24 protein-coding genes are annotated in these 19,138 nt (G+C 59.7%); 8 read left to right on the top strand and 16 right to left on the bottom strand.

Annotated features, from left to right (window positions below):
• Positions 1 to 27: 27 nt before the first annotated feature.
• The 4 genes from IMCC20628_RS16235 to purU form a co-directional block, all read right to left on the bottom strand.
• Complete coding sequence (locus tag IMCC20628_RS16235) at positions 28 to 1,311, bottom strand: glycerate kinase (RefSeq protein ID WP_047031082.1); 1,284 nt, start codon at positions 1,309 to 1,311, stop codon at positions 28 to 30.
• On the bottom strand, positions 1,308 to 1,619 hold the full coding sequence (locus IMCC20628_RS16240) for a Dabb family protein (RefSeq protein WP_047031083.1): 312 nt from the start codon (positions 1,617 to 1,619) through the stop codon (positions 1,308 to 1,310). The genes IMCC20628_RS16235 and IMCC20628_RS16240 overlap by 4 nt, the downstream gene beginning before the upstream one ends.
• 47 nt (positions 1,620 to 1,666) lie before the next feature.
• A complete protein-coding gene (iolB, locus tag IMCC20628_RS16245) occupies positions 1,667 to 2,485 on the bottom strand; it encodes a 5-deoxy-glucuronate isomerase (RefSeq protein ID WP_047031084.1) in 819 nt (272 codons plus the stop codon).
• Between the two features lie 220 nt (positions 2,486 to 2,705).
• A complete protein-coding gene (gene purU, locus IMCC20628_RS16250; protein WP_047031085.1) occupies positions 2,706 to 3,590 on the bottom strand; it encodes a formyltetrahydrofolate deformylase in 885 nt (294 codons plus the stop codon).
• Between the two features lie 301 nt (positions 3,591 to 3,891).
• Here purU and IMCC20628_RS16255 point away from each other — a divergent pair, with 301 nt between their 5' ends.
• The 5 genes from IMCC20628_RS16255 to glp all read left to right on the top strand — a co-directional run bounded on the left by IMCC20628_RS16255 (position 3,892) and on the right by glp (position 7,488).
• Positions 3,892 to 4,122 (top strand): sulfurtransferase TusA family protein, encoded by a 231-nt coding sequence (locus IMCC20628_RS16255; RefSeq protein ID WP_047031086.1) that lies wholly within the window; start codon positions 3,892 to 3,894, stop codon positions 4,120 to 4,122.
• 78 nt (positions 4,123 to 4,200) lie between these two features.
• Positions 4,201 to 5,103, top strand: coding sequence for a formate dehydrogenase accessory sulfurtransferase FdhD (gene fdhD / locus IMCC20628_RS16260; RefSeq protein WP_245307798.1), 903 nt, complete (start codon positions 4,201 to 4,203; stop codon positions 5,101 to 5,103).
• On the top strand, positions 5,100 to 5,720 hold the full coding sequence (mobA, locus tag IMCC20628_RS16265; protein ID WP_047031087.1) for a molybdenum cofactor guanylyltransferase MobA: 621 nt from the start codon (positions 5,100 to 5,102) through the stop codon (positions 5,718 to 5,720). Before fdhD ends, mobA begins: the two co-directional genes overlap by 4 nt.
• A complete protein-coding gene (gene mobB, locus IMCC20628_RS16270) occupies positions 5,717 to 6,235 on the top strand; it encodes a molybdopterin-guanine dinucleotide biosynthesis protein B (RefSeq protein ID WP_047031088.1) in 519 nt (172 codons plus the stop codon). Before mobA ends, mobB begins: the two co-directional genes overlap by 4 nt.
• The gene (gene glp, locus IMCC20628_RS16275; protein ID WP_047031089.1) at positions 6,232 to 7,488 is read left to right on the top strand and encodes a gephyrin-like molybdotransferase Glp; all 1,257 of its coding nucleotides are present in this window, start codon (positions 6,232 to 6,234) and stop codon (positions 7,486 to 7,488) included. The genes mobB and glp overlap by 4 nt, the downstream gene beginning before the upstream one ends.
• On the opposite strand, the gene IMCC20628_RS16280 is transcribed toward glp, so the two are convergent.
• Genes IMCC20628_RS16280 through IMCC20628_RS16295 form a run of 4 tightly spaced genes read right to left on the bottom strand, consistent with a single transcriptional unit; the run spans position 7,489 to position 11,003 of the window.
• A complete protein-coding gene (locus IMCC20628_RS16280; RefSeq protein WP_047031090.1) occupies positions 7,489 to 8,307 on the bottom strand; it encodes a substrate-binding domain-containing protein in 819 nt (272 codons plus the stop codon). It abuts the gene before it with no gap.
• A gap of 31 nt (positions 8,308 to 8,338) precedes the next feature.
• Positions 8,339 to 9,124 (bottom strand): ATP-binding cassette domain-containing protein, encoded by a 786-nt coding sequence (locus IMCC20628_RS16285; RefSeq protein ID WP_082128179.1) that lies wholly within the window; start codon positions 9,122 to 9,124, stop codon positions 8,339 to 8,341.
• Complete coding sequence (locus tag IMCC20628_RS16290; protein WP_047031091.1) at positions 9,117 to 9,824, bottom strand: ABC transporter permease; 708 nt, start codon at positions 9,822 to 9,824, stop codon at positions 9,117 to 9,119. The genes IMCC20628_RS16285 and IMCC20628_RS16290 overlap by 8 nt, the downstream gene beginning before the upstream one ends.
• A 3-nt stretch (positions 9,825 to 9,827) precedes the next feature.
• Positions 9,828 to 11,003 carry an Mrp/NBP35 family ATP-binding protein gene (locus IMCC20628_RS16295; protein WP_047031092.1) on the bottom strand — a complete coding sequence of 392 codons (1,176 nt, stop codon included), beginning with the start codon at positions 11,001 to 11,003 and terminating at the stop codon, positions 9,828 to 9,830.
• An 89-nt stretch (positions 11,004 to 11,092) separates the two neighbouring features.
• Here IMCC20628_RS16295 and IMCC20628_RS16300 point away from each other — a divergent pair, with 89 nt between their 5' ends.
• Positions 11,093 to 11,371, top strand: a complete 279-nt coding sequence (locus IMCC20628_RS16300; RefSeq protein WP_047031093.1) for a DUF3144 domain-containing protein — start codon at positions 11,093 to 11,095, stop codon at positions 11,369 to 11,371.
• An 8-nt stretch (positions 11,372 to 11,379) separates the two neighbouring features.
• Here the strand turns inward: IMCC20628_RS16300 and IMCC20628_RS16305 are convergent, their stop codons facing one another.
• Together IMCC20628_RS16305 and IMCC20628_RS16310 are read right to left on the bottom strand one after the other, a co-directional pair.
• Positions 11,380 to 12,108: a DUF3306 domain-containing protein gene (locus IMCC20628_RS16305; RefSeq protein WP_197078322.1), complete on the bottom strand. Its 729-nt coding sequence runs from the start codon at positions 12,106 to 12,108 to the stop codon at positions 11,380 to 11,382.
• Positions 12,101 to 12,646, bottom strand: coding sequence for a DUF3305 domain-containing protein (locus IMCC20628_RS16310; protein WP_245307799.1), 546 nt, complete (start codon positions 12,644 to 12,646; stop codon positions 12,101 to 12,103). The genes IMCC20628_RS16305 and IMCC20628_RS16310 overlap by 8 nt, the downstream gene beginning before the upstream one ends.
• Positions 12,647 to 12,738: 92 nt before the next feature.
• Between IMCC20628_RS16310 and IMCC20628_RS16315 the strand changes: the two genes are divergently transcribed.
• Together IMCC20628_RS16315 and IMCC20628_RS16320 are read left to right on the top strand one after the other, a co-directional pair.
• Positions 12,739 to 14,769, top strand: a complete 2,031-nt coding sequence (locus IMCC20628_RS16315; protein ID WP_047031096.1) for a 4Fe-4S dicluster domain-containing protein — start codon at positions 12,739 to 12,741, stop codon at positions 14,767 to 14,769.
• A gap of 116 nt (positions 14,770 to 14,885) precedes the next feature.
• Positions 14,886 to 15,143, top strand: coding sequence for a hypothetical protein (locus IMCC20628_RS16320; RefSeq protein WP_047031097.1), 258 nt, complete (start codon positions 14,886 to 14,888; stop codon positions 15,141 to 15,143).
• A gap of 6 nt (positions 15,144 to 15,149) precedes the next feature.
• Here the strand turns inward: IMCC20628_RS16320 and IMCC20628_RS16325 are convergent, their stop codons facing one another.
• The 6 genes from IMCC20628_RS16325 to fdh3B form a co-directional block, all read right to left on the bottom strand.
• On the bottom strand, positions 15,150 to 16,142 hold the full coding sequence (locus IMCC20628_RS16325) for a DUF6352 family protein (RefSeq protein ID WP_245307800.1): 993 nt from the start codon (positions 16,140 to 16,142) through the stop codon (positions 15,150 to 15,152).
• 26 nt (positions 16,143 to 16,168) lie between these two features.
• Positions 16,169 to 16,903 carry a biotin/lipoate--protein ligase family protein gene (locus IMCC20628_RS16330; RefSeq protein ID WP_047031098.1) on the bottom strand — a complete coding sequence of 245 codons (735 nt, stop codon included), beginning with the start codon at positions 16,901 to 16,903 and terminating at the stop codon, positions 16,169 to 16,171.
• An 8-nt stretch (positions 16,904 to 16,911) separates the two neighbouring features.
• Entirely contained in the window at positions 16,912 to 17,103 is a 192-nt protein-coding gene (locus IMCC20628_RS16335; RefSeq protein WP_047031099.1) for a DUF6494 family protein, read from the bottom strand.
• 28 nt (positions 17,104 to 17,131) lie between these two features.
• Positions 17,132 to 17,260, bottom strand: coding sequence for a hypothetical protein (locus IMCC20628_RS25825; protein WP_280949420.1), 129 nt, complete (start codon positions 17,258 to 17,260; stop codon positions 17,132 to 17,134).
• A gap of 19 nt (positions 17,261 to 17,279) precedes the next feature.
• On the bottom strand, positions 17,280 to 18,446 hold the full coding sequence (locus tag IMCC20628_RS16340) for a formate dehydrogenase subunit gamma (RefSeq protein WP_245307801.1): 1,167 nt from the start codon (positions 18,444 to 18,446) through the stop codon (positions 17,280 to 17,282).
• Between the two features lie 92 nt (positions 18,447 to 18,538).
• Positions 18,539 to 19,135: a formate dehydrogenase FDH3 subunit beta gene (gene fdh3B / locus IMCC20628_RS16345; RefSeq protein ID WP_047031100.1), complete on the bottom strand. Its 597-nt coding sequence runs from the start codon at positions 19,133 to 19,135 to the stop codon at positions 18,539 to 18,541.
• Positions 19,136 to 19,138 lie beyond the last annotated feature (3 nt).

Raw genomic sequence — 19,138 nt, forward strand, 5'->3', positions numbered from 1 at the left:
GCGAAAAGGCCCGATAGAGGGTGATGGCTACGCCTGACCAGGTAGAGCGCCGACCAGGATCGCCCGGAAATCATTGACATTGGTCCCGGTCGGGCCGGTGACGAACAAATCGCCGATGGCGTCGAAAGCGCCCCAGGCATCGTTGGCCGCCAGGCTGGCCAGCGGATCCAGTCCCTGGGCTCGCAGTCGCCCGGTCGAGGTTCCATCTGCAAAGGCACCGGCATTGTCTTCCGAGCCGTCAATCCCATCCGTGTCAGCGGCGAGTACAGTGATCCCTTCGACGCCTTCGATAGCGGAGGCAAGAGACAACAGAAACTCGGTGTTGCGCCCGCCCCTGCCCTTGCCACGCAGTGTGACGGTTGTTTCGCCGCCAGACAGAATGACCACGGGCTTGACGAAAGGTCTGTCACGGCTAGCCACTTCCCGGGCAATGGCTGCATGAACCAGCCCGACATCGCGGGCTTCGCCTTCCACCGCATCCGACAGGATCACCGCATCGACGCCGGCACGCTTGGCCAGTTCGGCAGCGGCCTCGAGCGACAATCCGGCTGACGCAATGATATGAACTTCATTGTTCGCAAACACCGCATCATCCGGGCGCGGCGGCAAATCCTTGCCGCTGGCCAAATGGGCTCGGATCTTTTCGGGCAATGCAATGGCGCGCGCGGAAATCATCGCCTGGACTTCGCTCAATGTCAGAGCGTCTGGAATTGTCGGGCCGGAAGCGACCTGGCAGGCTTCATCGCCGGGCACATCGGAAACCACCAGCGACACTACTTTCGCGGGCCAGGCGGCGGCGGCAAGCCTTCCACCCTTGATGCGGCTTGAATGTTTTCTGATCGCGTTCATCACCCCGATCGGAGCTCCGGAGGCAAGCAGTACCTGGTTGAGTTCCTGCTCATCGGCGAGCGACAGACCTTCAGGCGGGGCTGGCAACAACGCCGAACCGCCGCCGCAGATGAGAGCCACGACCAGATCATCTGCAGTCAGGCCGGAAACCGTGTCAAACAACGCCTCGGATGCCGCCAGACCGGCGCTGTCAGGCACCGGGTGGCTTGCTTCAATCACTTTGATTGTCCTGCAGGGTGCTGCATAACCATATCGGGTCACCACCGTGCCCGTCAGTGGGCCATCCCACAACTCTTCAAATGCGGCAGCCAGTTGCGCAGCACCTTTGCCGGCGCCGACAACCACCGTCCTGCCCTTGGGCTTTTGCGGCAGCGCATCCATCAGCGCCCGCTTTGGATCGGCGCGCAGCACTGCGGCCTCAAACAGGCTGGCCAGAAATTCTCGCTTACGGAGATCAATCACACTTCAATATCACACACAAATACGCCATCCGCACCGCCGTCGAGCTTGGCCACAATCCGGGCGCCAATGGCTTGATGAACACTGTCTTCGAGATAGGTATCTCTGACGGTAATGTCGGCAAAGTCAAACCAGAACATGTCGTCAAAGCCACGCACCAGTGGAATTTCCACACTGACATTGGTCCGATGCTGGAAATCAAGGACACCGTCGATGTGACCGGACAGGGCGCCGAGGTCCTTGTAAATTGCCCTTTTATCGGCCTCGGAGGTGTCTTTGGCGAACCGTAAATGAACGAGGTGACGGATCATGATCTGGTCTTTCCTGAAAGTCTCAATTTGGTATGACAGCACACCGCTTACGCGTCGCGTTTAGCGATCCAGTCATGATCGGGGTGGTTCTGGAATCGCCATTTGCGTATCGGGCCGGCCATCACGTTGAGATAATACATGTCGTAGCCATAGGGCGCGCCGCAGGGGTGATGGCCCTTGGGCACCAGCACCACATCATGATTTGATACGCTCATGGTTTCATCCAATGTCCCATCCTCGGTAAAGACACGCTGGTGGCCATAGCCCTGTTCGGGATTGAGCCGGTGGTAATAGGTCTCTTCCAGATAGGTCATGGCAGGAAAATTGTCGTCGTCATGACGGTGCGGCGGATAGGACGACCAATTGCCAGATGGAGTAAAAACCTCGGTGACCAGAAGTGAATCCGCGACATCACTTTCTTCCATGGCGATCGGGAAAATATAGCGCGTATTGGCGCCCTTGCCGCGAGTGACCAGATCCGGCACATCCAGAATGCGTGCTTTGTGGTTGCCCATGCCGGGTGCGGTGCAGATGGCAAGAGTGCAATCGGTCGTTGCCCAGGCAGTCCAATCGCTGCCGTTGGGAATGTAGACACAAACAGGCTTCGTGCGCTCGAAAACATTCATGCGCTGGCCTAGTTCGCCAAAAGCTTCGCTGCCAGCCGAAATTTCGGCCTTGCCTTCAACCAGCACAAGGATCACCTCCCGGTCGAGGGTTGATTCCGAAGCGCTTTCGCCAGCTTTTAAACGGTAAACACCAAAGCCTACATAGCCCCAATCTGGCGATTTCGGCGTTTTGGCATTTTCGACCGTAATGTCATGAACCTTGCCGGTTACTCCAGCCGGGTGCACCAGTAGATCAGACATGCTGAGATCCTTTCGGTATGCTGTCCTCGCTGCGAGGAGGCTCCCAATCGCCGCAAGCCTTACCATGCCAGGAAAGCCCTTGAAATGAACGAGATCAATCCGATTGCTGCACCGGCAAGCATGTCGTCAACGGAGCAGCGACTGATATTGATCAGATCAGCGTTTTCCAGTTCGGGATTTCAGATCTCTGATTTCACAGATCCGATGCAATCGGGCCCCCTCACCCCCTGCGCTCCGAGGCGAACGAACCGGGGGACGGCGGAAACACAACCGTTTTATTGCCATTGATGAAAACCCGGCCATGAATGTGAGCATGGATGGCGCGTGCCAGAACCTGAGCTTCGACGTCGCGACCGAGCGAAACATAATCCTCCGCTGACTGCGCATGGGTGACACGGATCGTGTCCTGCTCGATGATCGGGCCCTCATCAAGATCCGCCGTGACATAATGCGAAGTCGCTCCGATCAGCTTCACACCGCGCTCGAAGGCCTGCTTGTAGGGATTGGCGCCCTTGAAGGATGGCAGAAACGAATGGTGGATATTGATGATCCGCCCGGACATTTTCTGGCACATGTCGTCAGAGAGAATTTGCATGTATCGCGCCAGCACAATCAACTCCGCGCCGGTCTCTTCAACGACATTCATGATCCGGGCTTCCGCATCCGGCTTGTTGGCTTTTGTTACCTTGATGCAGTGAAACGGGATGTCGTGGTTCACAACCAGTTTTTGATAGTCCATGTGATTGGAAACGACGGCGGCGATGTCGACCGGCAGGCCTCCTATCCGCCAACGGTAGAGCAGGTCGTTGAGGCAATGGCCGAAGCCTGACACCATGATGACGACTTTGCGTTTGACCGCTTCGTCAAAGAACTCAGCTTCCATATCGAATGATTGTGACACCGGTTCGAACTTGCCGATGAGGTCATCGAGACTGCGGCCGTCTTCGGATCGGAAACTCATGCGCATAAAAAAATTGCCTGTTTCCACGTCATCAAACTGGGCACTGTCGGTGATATTGCAGCCCTGTTCCGCCAGAAACGCGGATATGGCGGCGACAATGCCGCGCCTGGATTGGCATTGAACGCGAAGGGCGAAGCTTGTCATGTTATCTTTGTCTTTCTATTGGAGCGCCAAAACTGGATAGCTGGACATGCACATTCAGGGCGGTAATGACGAAAGCACCTCATCCGCGAAGCACGACCGTGTCAACATTGGGCGCTGAAGCAGAGAATACTGATTGTCGGCATCCGGCTTTACCCGATCCGACCTGTCTGGGCGCATATGGAATAGCGTCTTACGAAATCAGAGATGAACGGCTACACTTGCCCCAAGAATATCTTATCGCGCGTCCCTCCACTGCTGTGCAGCGGCGGACATGCAGAGCCCAAAGGCAACAGGAAGCGACATGAATTTTGACGCTGAACTCGATACGCTCGGGCTGCAATGTCCCTTGCCTGTCCTCAAGGCCCGCAAGCGACTGGGCGAAATGCCCGCGGGCGCCGTACTTTGCTTGGTCTCCGATGACCCGCTCTCGGCCATCGATGTGCCATTTTTCTGCAGCGAGGCCGGGCACGAACTGCTCTCTTCCGTCACCGAAGGCTCAGCGATCAGCTTCCTGATCCGCAAACGTCCCTGAGAACCATCCGGAACGAGTTGCGTTTGAGGGAAATCGCTTTAGCATCCCGGCGATGTGCTCGAAGTGAAAGTTGCCCCAGTGACGATAGACAATTCGCCGTCCGACGACGGCTTTCTGCTCAAGACCGACCCCTCCGACCCGCGTTTGTCCGCCGAGGTCACCGGCGTTGACCATCTGGGCGCCAAGGTGACCACGAGGGTGGTCACCGAAAAGGCGCTGACGCTCTATCTCAATCGTCAGGAAATCGTCACCATGATGACGATCGGAGATCATCCGGACCTGATGGCTGTCGGCTATCTGTTGAACCAGAACATGCTGCATGCCGACGATAAGATCACCGCAATCGATTATGATGATGATCTCGAAGTGGTGGTGGTGCGCACCGAGCGCGAGACCGATTACGAGACCAAGCTGCAGAAGAAGGTGCGAACTTCCGGCTGCGCACAGGGAACCGTGTTCGGCGATGTGATGGAGAATTTCTCCGACATTCATCTGGCACCGGAGGCGCGGCTGAAGACCTCGTGGCTCTATACGCTAACCCACAAGATCAACACCGCCCCGAGCCTCTATCTGGAAGCCGGCGCCATCCATGGCTGCGTGTTGTGCCAGGGCGATGTGCCGATGGTCTATATGGAGGATGTCGGCCGGCACAATGCGGTCGACAAGATCGCCGGCTGGATGTTCATGAACAAGGTCAAACCCGACGACAAGATTTTCTACACCACCGGGCGGCTGACCTCGGAAATGGTGATCAAGACCGTGATGATGGGCATTCCAATTCTGGTATCCCGCTCGGGCTTCACCGCCTGGGGCGTCGAGCTTGCCCACAAGGCCGGATTGACGCTGATCGGGCGTGCCCGTGGCAAAAGGTTCCTGGCGCTCGCCGGACTGGAACGGATCGAATTTGATGGCGACCCCACCGAGGCAGCCCGTGAAGCGCCGCGGCATCGCCGCAAGGGCGCTTCGGAGGACGCGTCATGAGCGGCTCAATCGCGGGACTGGTACTGGCAGGCGGCCTATCGCGGCGGATGGGCGGCGGAGAAAAGGGCCTGCAACTGCTCGGCGGACAAACCATGATCTCGAGGGTCATAGACCGGATCGCGCCCCAGGTCGAAACGCTGGCGATCAATGCCAATGCCGACCCTGAACCTTATCTGCAATTCGGACTGCCGGTGTTGCCCGACACCATAGGCGGCCATGCCGGTCCGCTTGCCGGCGTGCTGACCGGGCTCGAATGGGCGTCCACGCTACCGGGCGTCACCCACCTTGTCAGTGCCGCGACCGACACGCCGTTTCTGCCGCTCGATTTGGTCCGGCGCTTTGCCGTTCTGTCCGGTCCGGAGCGCATCGTCATTGCCCGTTCAGAAGGCAACCGGCATCCGGTTTTCGGTCTCTGGCCTGTGGCGTTGCGTGAGGATCTGGCTGAGTGGCTGGCCACCAGCGACACCATGAAGGTACTGGCCTGGGTGCACCGGCATGATTTCACCTTTTGCGATTTCGAGGCGGCTGGAGATGATGCGCCCGATCCGTTTTTCAACGCCAACACACCCGACGAACTAGCCGAGGCGGAACGCTATCTCGCCGGAACCGCTGCATGACACCGCCCGTTTTCGGCATCACCGGATGGAAGGACTCAGGCAAGACAACGCTGACCTGCCTGCTGGTGGAGGAATTCACCCGCCGCGGCTATCGGGTTGCCACGGTCAAGCATGCGCATCACCTGTTCGATGTGGATCATCAAGGCACCGACAGTTATCGCCATCGTCTGGCAGGCGCTGGAGAGGTGGCGATTGTTTCGGGCCGCCGCTGGGCGATCATGCATGAACTTGGCGATGCCGACGAGCCGTCGCTCAAGGACGTGCTGGCCAAGCTGTCGCCCTGTGACCTCGTGCTAATCGAAGGCTACAAGCGCGAGGGCCATCCGAAAATCGAGGCGCGCCGGCTTGCCACATCGGAACGGGAACCGCTCTCCAATGCCGACGCGAACATTTGCGCCATCGCTGCCGATCATCCGGTCACCGGTGCAACAATTCCCGTCTTCGCGCTGGACGACATTGCTGGTATCGCCGATATGATCGCGCTCAAGACCGGATTGGGAGAGACTGCCGCATGACCTCACGCAAGCTATTGAACGACTGCTTTCTCACCGACAAGGATAGGCTCAGCCATGAGGAATGTCTGGCGATCCTCACCGGACGGCTGTCGGCGGTAACAGGCGTCGAGGAACTGCCGCTGGTCAAGACCTCGGGACGCTGGCTTGCGTCCGATATCATCGCACCGCGCAATGTGCCCTTGCATGACAATTCCGCCGTCGACGGCTACGCCTTTGCCGCCCCCGTCACTGGCCCGATGCCGGTGGTCACCCGCATAGCTGCAGGCGACCTGGCCAGCCACCGGCTTGAACCGGGCCAGGCCGCGCGCATCTTTACCGGAGCAGCCATGCCGAAGGGCGCCGATACGGTGGCCATGCAGGAAGACTGCACCGTCGACGGCGATCAGGTGACTGTTCCGCTGACGCTCAAGCGCGGCGCCAATGCCCGCCGTGCCGGCGAAGATGTGGCAGCAGGAAGCGCCGTGCTGCAAAGCACGTCGCGGCTCCGGCCGCAGGACATGGCAGCACTCGCCTCGTTCGGCCTGCCGCGGATCAAGGTGCGGGCCCCCATCCGGGTGGCGATCCTGTCAAATGGCGATGAATTACTGGAGCCCGGCGCAGAGATCGCCCAGGGGCAGGTTTATGATTCCAACCGTTCGATGCTGCATGCGCTGCTTGACACCATGTCCTGCGAGATCACCGATCTCGGCATCCTGCCCGATGACGCGGCGCTAATCGAGGCGACGCTGGCAAAAACCGCCAAGACCCATGATGTGATCCTGACCAGCGGCGGCGCCTCGCGCGGCGACGAGGACCACATTATCAATGCCATCGATACTTTGGGCATCCGCCATCTCTGGCAGATCGCGGTCAAGCCGGGGCGGCCGATGAGCTTTGGACAAATCGGCGATTGCGTCTTTCTCGGCCTGCCAGGCAATCCGGTCGCGGCCTTTGTCTGTTTCCTGCTCTATGTCCGCCCGGCGCTGACCGTGCTCGGTGGTGGCAGCTACCGCGAACCGGTGCGCTTCCCTGTGGCAGCCGGCTTCGATGTGCCGACCAAGAAACCCGGCCGCCGCGAATTCTGGCGCGGCTGGCTTGAACCGGGCGCGGACGGGCGACCCGTCGCGCATAAATTCACACGCGACGGCTCTGGCCTGATATCCGGCCTGCGTCAGGCCACGGGCCTGATCGAGATCACCGAAAGCGTGACCTCAGTGGCCCGGGGCGAGTTGGTGTCATTCCTGCCCTTTTCAGAGTTCGGAATTGACAGCTGATCAGGGTTTGGCGTTGGGGAAGAACAACTGCTTTCCGTCCAGCGTGTTGCCGGCAATCAATTCCTGACCATGCGGCGAAATCATCCAGTCGATGAACTGCTGGCCCAGTTCGGCCTTGACGCTCGGGCATTTGTCCGGATTGACCAGAATGATGCCATATTGATTGAACAGCACCGGGTCGCCTTCGACCACGATCTGGTAATCACCCTTGTTGCCGAAGCTGATCCAGGTTGCCCGGTCAGACATCGTATAGGCGCCCATGCCGACACTCGCATTCAGGGTTGCGCCCATGCCGGACCCGGTGGCGCGATACCAGTCGCCCGAAACCGATGTGATATCGACGCCAGCCTGGTTCCAAAGCTTGAGTTCAGCCTTGTTGGTGCCGGAATCATCGCCGCGTGAGGCAAATAGTGCCTGCTTTTCGGCAATGGTCTTGAAGGCTGAAACCGCATCATTGCCGCCGGCAATCGCCGCCGGATCCGCCGACGAGCCGACAATGACGAAATCATTGTACATCAGATCGGAGCGCGCCACACCGAACCCGTCGGCGACGAATTTCTCTTCCGCCGATTTGGCGTGAACCAGAAGCACGTCGGCGTCGCAGTTCTGCGCGTTCTTGATTGCCTGTCCGGTTCCCACAGCCACCACATTGACGGTGACGCCGGTCTCTTCCTTGTAGATCGGCAGGATGTAGTCATAAAAACCGGAATTCTGTGTCGATGTCGTCGACTGAACCAGGATTGACGGATCTTCGGCAGAAGCCGCCGTCGCCAGAACGGAGAGCAATGCGGCTCCGAACAGGGTGGTTCTTGTTGTCATCTTGTTTCTCCTCAGTGTTTCAATTTTTTCGTCAAAGAACTATCCGGCCCGATAAATAGGCCTTGGCAGCTTCGGATGAAGGCTGCGCAAAAAACGCTTCTGCAGGCCGATGTTCGACCAGTTCTCCGTGATGCAGAAACGCGACGTCATCAGCCAGGCGACGCGCCTGGCCGATATCATGGGTGACGAAAATCACCTTTGTCTCATCAGTGTTGCTTGCCAGCACGATCTGCTCGATCATCTGAACCGATGCCGGATCAAGGCTCGCTGTTGCCTCGTCAAGCAGTAGCACCTTTGGCCGCGTCGCCAGCGCGCGCGCCAGTGCCAGCCGTTGCTGCTCGCCACCTGAGAGAAGCCGCGCCGGCTGTCCCGCCTGACCGGACAGGCCAACGCGGGTCAGCAACTCATCGCAGCGCGCGCGGCGCTGAGCAGATGTTCCGGCACGCAGACGCAGCACAAAGTCAATATTGGAAGCCACCGAGCGGCGCAGCAGCACCGGCTTCTGAAACACCATCGCCTGGGTTGACCGGGTTGCTTCACCGCAGGCGACCTCGCCCCAGCTGATCCAGCCCTGCGTCGGCGCAATCAACCCGTGCACCAGACGCAGCAGCAGGCTTTTTCCGGCTCCGTTGGGTCCCATGATGACGGTGACTGATCGCGGATCGAGGGTGAGCTTTTCGATATTGACGAGCAATTTTCCGGCCATCTTGAGCGACAGCCCGTCGACCCTGAGCGCACCCGGCAAGATCCGGTCACGCGTTGTCTGTGCCCCTTCAATAGGCGATGTTGGCAGGGTCACCGGAACAACATCAGGCATAGGCCTGCCTTTCCGCCATCGCCCGCAGCGCCCCCGCGCCAAGATTGACCGAAATGGCGATGCTCATCAGGATGATCCCCAGCGCCAGCGCCATGCCAAGGTCGCCCTTGGAGGTTTCAAGGGCAATCGCCGTGGTCATCACCCGGGTCAGGTGGTCAATATTGCCGCCAACGATCATCACCGCGCCGACCTCGGCCACCGCGCGGCCAAAACCGGCCAGCGCGACTGTGACAAGGCCGTAGCGGCCATCGACGATCAGTGCCAGCACAGCGCGTCCCCGCGAGATCCCGAGCGAGCGAAATTGCTCGTCATATTCGGCCTGCAACGCTTCCAGCACTTGCCGCGACAAGGCCGCGACAATCGGCGCGATCAACAGCGTCTGGGCAATGATCATCGCGGTCGGACTGTAGAGCAGCCCGAACGAGCCCATCGGCCCGGCCCGTGACAGAGCCAGATAGACCAGCAATCCGATCACCACAGGCGGAAAGCCCATCATCGAATTGACCAGCGCAATGACGATGCCGCGGCCGAAGAACTTGCGGACCACCAGCAGAGCCCCGATCGGAAAACCGACAAGGCAGGAGAGCAGCAACGCTGTCAGGCTGACGCGCATCGAAAGCCCGACAATTTCGAACAGATCCGCATCGCCCGACGCGATCAACCGGAAAGCCAGCCCGAATGCACCCGCAAAATCCTGCATGGCCTATTCCTGACCTCCCGCCAACATGCGTTCCTCGGTCAGCCGGGCCCACATCCCGCTGGCAATGTCCTTGTAGATGCGCGCCTGTTCGCTTTCGGGATCCGAAACCACGATCGGCGTACCGCCGTCCGATGTTGCGCGGATCGCCATGACCAAAGGCACCTCACCCAGAAACGGAACGCCGATGCGCTCGGCTTCTGCACGGGCTCCGCCATGGCCGAAGACAGCCTGCTGGCCACCACAATCGGGGCACTGGAAATAACTCATGTTTTCGACAATGCCGAGGATCGGTACATCGACCTTGCGGAACATCTTCAGCCCCTTGCGGGCATCGATCAGCGCCAGATCCTGCGGCGTCGACACAATCACGGCGCCAGCCAGCGGAGCATTCTGGGCCAGAGTTAGTTGCGCGTCACCGGTGCCCGGCGGCATGTCGACGATCAGCACGTCGAGCTCACCCCAGGCAACCTCGCGCAGCATTTGCGTCAACGCCTGCATCACCATCGGCCCGCGCCACGCCGTGGCCGTGTCCTCATCGACGATAAAGCCCATCGACATCACCTTGAGCCCGAAAGCCTCGAACGGGATCAGAGTGCGGTTTTCGCCGCTCTGCGTCCGCCCGGACAGGCCAAGCAGGCGCGGCATTGAAGGCCCGTAGATATCGGCATCGAGTATTCCAACCCGCAGCCCGCTGGCCTGAAGCGCCAGCGCAATGTTGACCGAAGTCGTGGATTTTCCGACACCGCCCTTGCCCGAGGCGACCGCGATGATGGCGCCGATTCCGGGAACCGGCGCCTTGGCTCCCGGCGCTGGAGCCTGTGGCGGAGCGCGTTTCTGCATCGGCGGAGGGATGGCCTCGGACTGGGAAACCGATGGTGCGGACCGGACCGGCTGCGGCGGCGGGCTCGCTTGTTCTTCAGTATGGTCCACCTTGAGCGTCACTTGCGCTCCGGCAACGCCAGGCGACGCCAGAGCGGCCTTTTCGGCCGCGGCGCGCAATGGTTCGAGTTGAGTGGCAAGCCTGGCCGGCACGGTGATGGAGAAGCTGAGCTGGCCGCCCTCGATGACAATTCCGGACACCAGGCCGAGATCGACAATATTGCCGCTCAGCTCGGGCCCCTTGACCCGTTTGAGCTGATCCAGAATCTGGGCAGTGGCGATTGTCACAGCAAACCCCATAGTCGATAGTGCATCCCGGTTGCCGCAGTGTTCGTCATGGTTTCGGTGACTGTGCGTCGACAGATATCGAGTAACGAGGAGATCCCGGCATGAACGGCACCGAAAACGGCACGGCACGCACCGACAAAAGCTCCGAGACGGAGAAGTTTGTCAGACTGGCCGACCGGTTCATCCGAGTTGCCAATTCGGCCAATTCCAAGCTTCTCGCCACCGACATCCACATGGCGTTCCTCTATGGCGCGGCACGCTACAATGCCTTTGTCGCCAAGAATGTGATGGACGTCGACGATCACGAGGCTTTCGTCACCGAAATGGCCGCTGCCTATACAGAGATGCTGCGCAATCATCTGGCTGATCCCTCGGTCTGACACGGGCCTCACCCGTTCATCCGCTGGCGGATCGAGACGCGCTTTTGTTGCGGCAGTTCCTGATCCGGTGTGTCATCCACATCTGGCTCATTGCTGACCATCTCGGTTTCATCCGTCGAGCCAGGCTGATCGTCATCCGGCATGTCGCTGTCTTCTGCCGGCTCTTCGGCAGTCAATTCCGGGGCATCATCATCCAGCTCCGCCGTGTCGTCCGTCAGTTCCGCATCGTCTTCGGCCAGCTCTTCCGGCATCTCATCAAGCGGTTCATCCTCTGTCAGCCGCCCCGTGGCCTGCTGCAACAGCTTCTCGGCTTCAGTGAGAAACCCGCGGGTCACGTCCCATGAAGATTTGTAGACCATGTGCAACGGGTTGTTGTAATCCTCGTCATAGTCATTCAACCCGTCGAGATTGGCCAGGACCGGATTGGAATTGAAGAATTTTTGCAAGGCCTTCTTGCGCAACTGGCCCGGCACGCCACGCTTGAGAAAGATCGAAAAATCAAAACCGGATTCGATCTCGTCCAGATCCACAGCTTCGGCCACGAGACGATTGGCTTCCGCTTCCTCGGTTTCGATAAGCAGCTGCGCTTCTTCAGCTTCAAGCTCTTCCGCCAGCAGAACCTTGGCGTCTGTCGCATCAAGTGTCTCGGGTGCATCCGGGTCACTCTCGGGATTTGCCTCATGCGCCTGCTTGCGCCTCGACCATCGGGACAGGAATCCGTCTTTGTCTTCAGCCATCGAGGTCCCCATTATCTGAGCGCTTGCGGGGCAGGAAGATCGGATGCTTGCCGAATTTCTGCTCTTCGAGATCAAGCTTGTCGCGCCGCCGTTTTATGAAGGGTGTCTCAACGTGGTAGGCATCCAGGAATTCGAGAATTGCCTCGGAAATCTCCGGCGGCATCGGCAAGCGCTCGACAATGTCTTCACTGCCGACTTCGTAGTCCTGCGCGGCGTGCGGCGATGCCGTGACGCTCTGGACATACCAGTCAAGCGGATGCAGGTTTTCGCTGTCACGCCGCAGCACCACATAGAGCGCCGGGGTGCCGCTGTTGAAGTTTTCGACATAGGCCTCGGTGTCGGCGGCATAGCAGGTGAGATCGACCCGACCCATATAATAGCGGGTCATGCGGTCGTCGCTGACCAGAATATCGCCCGGATTAAGCTCCGCCGGCGCCAGCATCACGCCAACGGGCATCCAGTAGTCCTTGGCCCACCGCGAAACCGATTGCCGCTTTTCCGCAATCACCCCGAGCATTATGGTCAATTCCCGCGACACGCCGGTCAGTCCCTCCACGGTGTTGAGGCAATCACGGTTGTCTCTTGTCGTTGAAAGTATAAGGTGTTTGGGGAAACAACAAGGGTGATCCAATGGTTTTAGATGCAACCCGGCTTTTTGTATGCGACTGCGAGAAAACCATGGTGTTGAACCCGGAAAAACTGGGTGGCAGCCATGCAAATGTCTCGGCGCATCATCACCTGTGCCGCAGCGAAATCAATGTGCTCGAGGCTGCATTGGCAACCGACAGCCCGATCTGCATTTCCTGCACCCAGGAACGTCCGCTGTTTGAAGAGATTGCCGCGGAATCGGGGCATGGGGCGGTTTCCTTTGTCAATATTCGCGAGATGGCGGGATGGACCGCCGACACCGCATCGACCGCGCCGAAAATGGCAGCGCTGCTGGCGGCAGCAAAACTGCCGGTCACGCCGGCGCGCCTGAGGGCGATTGAAAGTGACGGGCTTTGCCTGGTGATCGGCAGCGGCCAGGCGGCGTTTGATACGGCCCAGCGCCTCAACCGGACATTGTCGGTGACGCTGCTTCTGACCCGGAACGATGATCTGGTGTTGCCGTCGGAATTGCAGTTTCCGGTTTTTGCCGGCCGTGTGGCTGCAGCAGCCGGTTCGCTGGGCGCTTTCGAGCTGGTTGTCGACGGCTATGCGGCGATGCTGCCGTCGTCGCGGGCGCGCCCGGAATTTGCCATGCCACGCGACGGCGCAAAAACCACCTGCAGCGTCATTTTCGACATGTCCAGCGACACCTCGCTGTTCACTCGGGCGCATGGCCGCGATGGCTATTTCCGCGCAGACCCCGGCAATCCGGTGGCGGTGCTGGAGGCGGTGCTCGAGGCAGCCGATTATTCCGGCAGTTTTGAAAAACCGCTCTATGTCACCTATGACGCCTCGATCTGCGCCCATGAGCGCTCGCGCAAGACCGGCTGCACCAAATGTATCGATCAATGTCCGGCCGGCGCGATCACCGGTGACGGCGATGTGATTGTCGTTGATTCCGGCATCTGTGGTGGCTGCGGAAATTGCGCCGCCCATTGCCCGACCGGGGCCGTCGCCTATGCCTATCCGCGGCGAACCGACCAGATATCGCGGGTTCAGACTCTTGCCCGCACTTATCTTGCCGCCGGCGGCAAGGCGCCGGTGCTGCTGCTGCATGACGCTAGCCACGGCACACCGCTGATCGGGGCGATGGCGCGGTTTGGCCGCGGGTTGCCAGCACGGGTCATCCCGCTGGAAATGCATGCAACGAGCGGCGTCGGCCACGACCTGATGAGCGCGGCGCTGGCAGCCGGTTTTCGCCAGATTGTCGTGCTCGGCGATCCCCACAAAACCGAGGAATTCGGTGCAGTTGGCGAAGAAGGCGCGCTGACCGAGGCGCTGCTTTCAGGCTTCGGTCAAAAAGCTGGACGTATCGTGACGCTTCTCGAAGCCGATCCTGATCAGGTTGAAACCGCGCTCTATACGCTGCCCGACCTGCCGGAAATTTCCCGCGCAGCACCGGTTCCGCTAGGCGGCAAGCGGGAAGTGGCGCGTGCAGCGCTGCTGGTTCTAGCGGATGCCGGCAAGCCCGCATCGACCATCGTGCCGCTGGCAGCCAATGCGCCCTACGGAACCGTTCATGTGGACACCGCCGCCTGCACTCTGTGCATGGCCTGCGTGTCGTGCTGCCCGGCCGATGCTCTGCGCGATACACCGGACACGCCGGAATTGCGCTTTGTCGAATCGGCCTGCGTGCAATGCGGAATTTGCGAAGCAACCTGCCCGGAAACAGCGATCACACTGGAGCCGCGCTACAATCTCGCCGCCAGCGTCATGCAACCGGTGACACTGCATGCGGATGAACCGGCTTGCTGCACCTCGTGCGGAAAGGCCTTTGCTGCGGGCGGAATGCTCCGCGCCGTGGAACGGCGCCTGGAGGGCAACTGGATGTTTGACAGCGACGAACGCCGAGCCCTGATCCACATGTGCGAGGGCTGTCGGCTTGAGGCGCTGTCGCGTGATGGGGCCGATCCTTTTGCCATTGCGCATCAGCGCCGGACACGTACGACCGAAGACTATCTCGAGGCTGGCCGTCAGGGTTTGACGGTCGATGATTTCCTCTCCAAGGAGTAGGAAAACGCTGCAGGAAAAGGGGGCGGAAGGCTCAAATATATATCGCATTCCACCCCCTTGCAGGAATGACGGGACGAGCGCACATTCAGCATTCTTCAAGCCGTCTGGAGGACGTCATGCGCCCATTTTCTGCAGCCGTAATTCTCGGGTCAATGCTGGCAAGCCCTGCCTTGGCTGATTCGACAAGTGGTGTCGTTGTTGCCTATGATCGGGTCGATCATGTCCTCATTCTGGATGACAAGACAGTGTGGGACCTGACACCCGCAGGTGACCTTGTTCCCGAAGGGCTCAGGGCTGGCGATAATGTCACCATCGACTATGATTCTGCAGGTGACAGCGGAGTTGGCAAAATCACGGCGATCACAACCAACTAGAGCCGGCTACTGAAGCGCCGGCTTCAGAGGCAGGTTGATCAACAGGTTCTGCGGTTTCATCCGGATGCGGTCATGCGCATCGATGGCCAGCCCGAGAAAGGCCGGCTTGCGGCGCATTTTGTCGACGACCCGATCATAATCCAGAAATTCCATCCGGAACAGCGCGGCAATGCTGCCTTGGCCGTCTTCGGGCAGATATTCGCCTTGGTAGAGCGCGTTGAGGATGCGGTTGGATTCGGCATCCAGCCCGACATGCCAGGACCAGCGCTCGTTCTTCACCGACTGCAGCGGTTGCACCCGGACGCGCAAATCGAGAAAATGCTTGATCCAGCGCTCGATCAGCCGGGCGAAGGCGTCCTGCCCCGGCTCGGAGAAGCGGAAATCCAGCGCCAGGTCAAAATGGTCGGCGCGGGCCCAATACTCGTCCGCATTGTCTGCGTCGAGAATATCGAGGGCGACTTCTGTGCCGGCGGGCCCGGACAGGGCCAGCAGAGCGGTTTTCTGGGCGCGAGTTTCGACCACCTCGGCATCGGCCAGCATCATTCGCTCCTCCGACGTCGTCGCGGTCTGCTCGCGGAAAAACAATTCCGCAGCGCGCGCCACCGTCGCATCGCGTTCGCCCATCAGGATGTTGCCCATGATCAGGTGAACCATCTGGCTGATGAAAACCGGCGGAATAACCGGCGCGCCGGGCGCAAACAAGGATGCATAAGCCGCTTCGATCGATCCCTTGGCAACCAGATGGTCACGGAACCGCAGCACCAGCGCATAATTTGCCGCAGCATCGGGGTCGGCAATGGCAGCAAGGTCCTCAGCGCTGATCGGTGCAAAGGGATCCAGCATCAATCGCTCGAACAGTGCGTGCTCGACAGCACAGCTTTCCTCGACAGGATGAATTTCGGGACGGGTGTAATAGGCCCGCAGAAAATCATCACTGACAGCAAGCCAGCCATTGTCGAGCCTGTGTGTCAGATGCTGGCCGGCGGATTTCCAGATCATGCCTTGCATCCTGTCCTTTGTCTGCGTCACCCGGCCATCCCTAGTCCCTGTTCCAATGATATGCCTTTGGCGCCGTCGGCGCCCTCAAGCAGCATACCGCCATCTTCATCTATGCCGATCATCCGGCCTTCATGGGTCACGTCTCCGATGCGCAGTGATAGCGTGTCCGCAGGTTGCATACGGCCGAGAAAATCGGGATGGGCAGCGGCAAAGCCGTCATGCTCCCAGGTATCAACCCAGGACAGGAAATGGCGTGCAATCGCCTCGATCACCTGTGTCCGGTCGAGATCGCCACAGCCTTCCTCGAACAGCGCGGTTGTGTTGCGCGCAAGACCCGGCGCATCAAGCACCTCGGCCGGCAAGCTCATCGCCACGGAGAAGCCCAAGACGATGAAGGAAGGGATTTCCTCAAGCCCGGCGCCTTCCGGTCCGCGCAAAAACACTTCACCAACTTCGCCGCCATTGACCAGCAATGTCAAAGGCCAGCGGTACATAAGGGCAAGATTCGGCGGACCGATTGCGCCCAGCGCATCACCAATGGCCACCATCATCAGTGGTGCCATCTGCAAGGCTTTGGCCAACGAACATTCGGGCTCCAGAACGATCGCCGCAAAGGCATGGGTTTCAGCCATCGACCAGCACAAATCGCCTGCACTGAAGCGGCCATCCCTGGCACCTTCAAAGGCAATCTGCATCGGGTCATCTGAGGCCGGCACCGCATAGCCGCTCAGCAGCGGCGGAAATTCGGGGGTGGGCAACATGTCGGCGATCAGGGCAACTCGATTTCGCCGGTGACAACATGCTCCAGGTCGGTGCCTTCCGCTGTCAATACGGCCTTGAGTTTCAAGGGGCCGGTACCTGTCGCGCCCGAGCGTACCAGTGCTTCGATCTGCTGCTGTGAGGTTACGCCGACTTGCTTGAGAAATTTCCGCATCGACAGGTTAAAGGCTTCGTCGCTCATTGTGTCACTTTCATTATCCGTGCCTGTATCAATTCAGGCGAACATTTCCGGTCGAATAGGCCTGGTCCGACGGCGTCTCCAGAAGCGGTTTGAGCCCGAACATGGCGACAACCACGACCAGCAGCAAGACCGCGATGCTGAGAAGAAATGCTTTCATATCAGGTTCCTTCCCATCATCATTCGGCCGGCGCGGCAACCGCCGCGTCAGCTTTTTGTGTCTCTTCAGCCATGACCTCGTCAACCCAAATCGAATGGTGTTCCTTGGCCCAGTTCAGATCAACCTCGCCCGAGCCCATGGCGTCAAAGGCACCCTGCATACCAATGGTACCGATATAGATATGGGCAAAGATCAGACAGATCATCACAACGGCGATGATGCCATGCCATGCGCTGTTGAGCTGCTGCTCCTGAATGGCGCTGTAGGGCGCCGCTGGCAGACCGAGAAGATGCGGGATATCGACGCCGATCGCACTGAAAAGCGCAAACGTATCCGAAAACAGGCTGTGTTCGAACGGAAACAGCAAAGCCCAGCCGGAGACCGACAAGGACAAGCCAAGCAGCATCACGCCCCAAAAGATGACCTTCTGGCCGGCGTTGAATTTCTTTGCCGGCGGATGGCTCGATTTGCTCAACAGCCCGCCGCCTTTTGCCAGCCAGTTCAGGTCGGTGCGGTCGGGAATGTTGTGCACGACCCACAGCACGAAGGCCATGGCCAGGCCGAGCATGAAAGCGAAAGCAGTGTAATTGTGAGTGGCCTTGAGAAAGCCCGACATCGGGCCGAAGAAATCCTTGCCGACCAATGGCAGGATCAGCGAACGCCCGAAGGTGACGTTGAGGCCGCTGATGCCCAAGGTGATGAATGACAGCGCCATCAGCCAGTGGCTCATCCGCTCCAGGGTGGAGAAGCGCTTGATCTTGACGCCGGACAGGCCGTGTTCAACCTTGATGCGTCCGCGTATGGCCATGAACAGCGCCAGCAGGACCAGCGTGGCAAGCATCGCATAGCCCAAATAGTCATGGGTCGGACCCTCACGATAAAGCCGCCAGTCTTCACCCTGCGACTGGATCATCTGCCCGCCGGCAGCGTTCGGTGTCGCCGAACGACCAGTCTCTCCAAGCCGAATATCGTGCCAGATTTCCGCATCCGACTGGGTGCTCTGAACGCCGCCCTGCATGGGGGGGCCGGGCGGTGCAATGCTGGTCGTCGCATTTTCCGGTGGCCGAACCGAACTCTGGGCGTGAGCCTGAAGCGGCAGATACAATCCGACAAGGGCGACAAGGGCAAAGGCGAGCACGGCCATGAGCGGCTGCGTGGGCGCGAAGCGGGTCTTCAGACTATTCATCGATGAACTCCCGGTGTTCTGACAGGTCTAGCGAAAATTGGCAGGCGGACATCTGCCCGCCTGCCAATCCGACTGAGATCAACACATGTCGGTCAACCGCCACTCTTCTGCTCGTAGGCCGTACCCCAGCCCCAGGCGCCGGCGCCGAAGCCGCGGGCAACGATACGCTCGCGGTAGATCTGCGATACCGTGTCGCCGTCACCGGCGAGCAGTGCCTTGGTCGAGCACATCTCGGCGCAAAGTGGCAACTTGCCCTCGGCAATCCGGTTACGCCCGTACTTCTGGAACTCGGCGGCGGACATATCTTCTTCCGGGCCACCGGCGCAGAAGGTGCACTTGTCCATCTTGCCGCGTGAGCCGAAGTTGGAAGCCTGCGGATATTGCGGCGCACCGAACGGGCACGCATAGAAGCAATAGCCACAGCCGATGCACAGGTCCTTGTCGTGCAGGACGATGCCATCTGCCGTCTGGTAGAAGCAGTCGACGGGGCAGACCGCCATGCACGGCGCATCCGAGCAGTGCATGCAGGCAACCGATATCGACCGTTCCCCCGGCTTGCCGTCATTGATGGTGACGACACGACGCCGGTTGACGCCCCAAGGGACTTCGTTCTCGTTCTTGCACGCCGTGACGCAGGCGTTGCATTCGATACAGCGTTCAGCGTCGCAGAGGAATTTCATTCTAGCCATTGT

The sequence above is a fragment of the Hoeflea sp. IMCC20628 genome, assembly GCF_001011155.1.
GTDB lineage: Bacteria > Pseudomonadota > Alphaproteobacteria > Rhizobiales > Rhizobiaceae > Hoeflea.

Coding starts and splice junctions, on each gene's coding strand:
- IMCC20628_RS16240 (WP_047031083.1), bottom strand. CDS start 1,619: ATGATCCGTCACCTCGTTCATTTACGGTTCGCCAAAGACACCTCCGAG.
- iolB (WP_047031084.1), bottom strand. CDS start 2,485: ATGTCTGATCTACTGGTGCACCCGGCTGGAGTAACCGGCAAGGTTCAT.
- purU (WP_047031085.1), bottom strand. CDS start 3,590: ATGACAAGCTTCGCCCTTCGCGTTCAATGCCAATCCAGGCGCGGCATT.
- IMCC20628_RS16255 (WP_047031086.1), top strand. CDS start 3,892: ATGAATTTTGACGCTGAACTCGATACGCTCGGGCTGCAATGTCCCTTG.
- mobA (WP_047031087.1), top strand. CDS start 5,100: ATGAGCGGCTCAATCGCGGGACTGGTACTGGCAGGCGGCCTATCGCGG.
- mobB (WP_047031088.1), top strand. CDS start 5,717: ATGACACCGCCCGTTTTCGGCATCACCGGATGGAAGGACTCAGGCAAG.
- glp (WP_047031089.1), top strand. CDS start 6,232: ATGACCTCACGCAAGCTATTGAACGACTGCTTTCTCACCGACAAGGAT.
- IMCC20628_RS16280 (WP_047031090.1), bottom strand. CDS start 8,307: ATGACAACAAGAACCACCCTGTTCGGAGCCGCATTGCTCTCCGTTCTG.
- IMCC20628_RS16285 (WP_082128179.1), bottom strand. CDS start 9,124: ATGCCTGATGTTGTTCCGGTGACCCTGCCAACATCGCCTATTGAAGGG.
- IMCC20628_RS16290 (WP_047031091.1), bottom strand. CDS start 9,824: ATGCAGGATTTTGCGGGTGCATTCGGGCTGGCTTTCCGGTTGATCGCG.
- IMCC20628_RS16295 (WP_047031092.1), bottom strand. CDS start 11,003: ATGGGGTTTGCTGTGACAATCGCCACTGCCCAGATTCTGGATCAGCTC.
- IMCC20628_RS16300 (WP_047031093.1), top strand. CDS start 11,093: ATGAACGGCACCGAAAACGGCACGGCACGCACCGACAAAAGCTCCGAG.
- IMCC20628_RS16305 (WP_197078322.1), bottom strand. CDS start 12,108: ATGGCTGAAGACAAAGACGGATTCCTGTCCCGATGGTCGAGGCGCAAG.
- IMCC20628_RS16315 (WP_047031096.1), top strand. CDS start 12,739: ATGGTTTTAGATGCAACCCGGCTTTTTGTATGCGACTGCGAGAAAACC.
- IMCC20628_RS16320 (WP_047031097.1), top strand. CDS start 14,886: ATGCGCCCATTTTCTGCAGCCGTAATTCTCGGGTCAATGCTGGCAAGC.
- IMCC20628_RS16325 (WP_245307800.1), bottom strand. CDS start 16,142: ATGATCTGGAAATCCGCCGGCCAGCATCTGACACACAGGCTCGACAAT.
- IMCC20628_RS16330 (WP_047031098.1), bottom strand. CDS start 16,903: ATGTTGCCCACCCCCGAATTTCCGCCGCTGCTGAGCGGCTATGCGGTG.
- IMCC20628_RS16335 (WP_047031099.1), bottom strand. CDS start 17,103: ATGAGCGACGAAGCCTTTAACCTGTCGATGCGGAAATTTCTCAAGCAA.
- IMCC20628_RS25825 (WP_280949420.1), bottom strand. CDS start 17,260: ATGAAAGCATTTCTTCTCAGCATCGCGGTCTTGCTGCTGGTCGTGGTT.
- IMCC20628_RS16340 (WP_245307801.1), bottom strand. CDS start 18,446: ATGAATAGTCTGAAGACCCGCTTCGCGCCCACGCAGCCGCTCATGGCC.
- fdh3B (WP_047031100.1), bottom strand. CDS start 19,135: ATGGCTAGAATGAAATTCCTCTGCGACGCTGAACGCTGTATCGAATGC.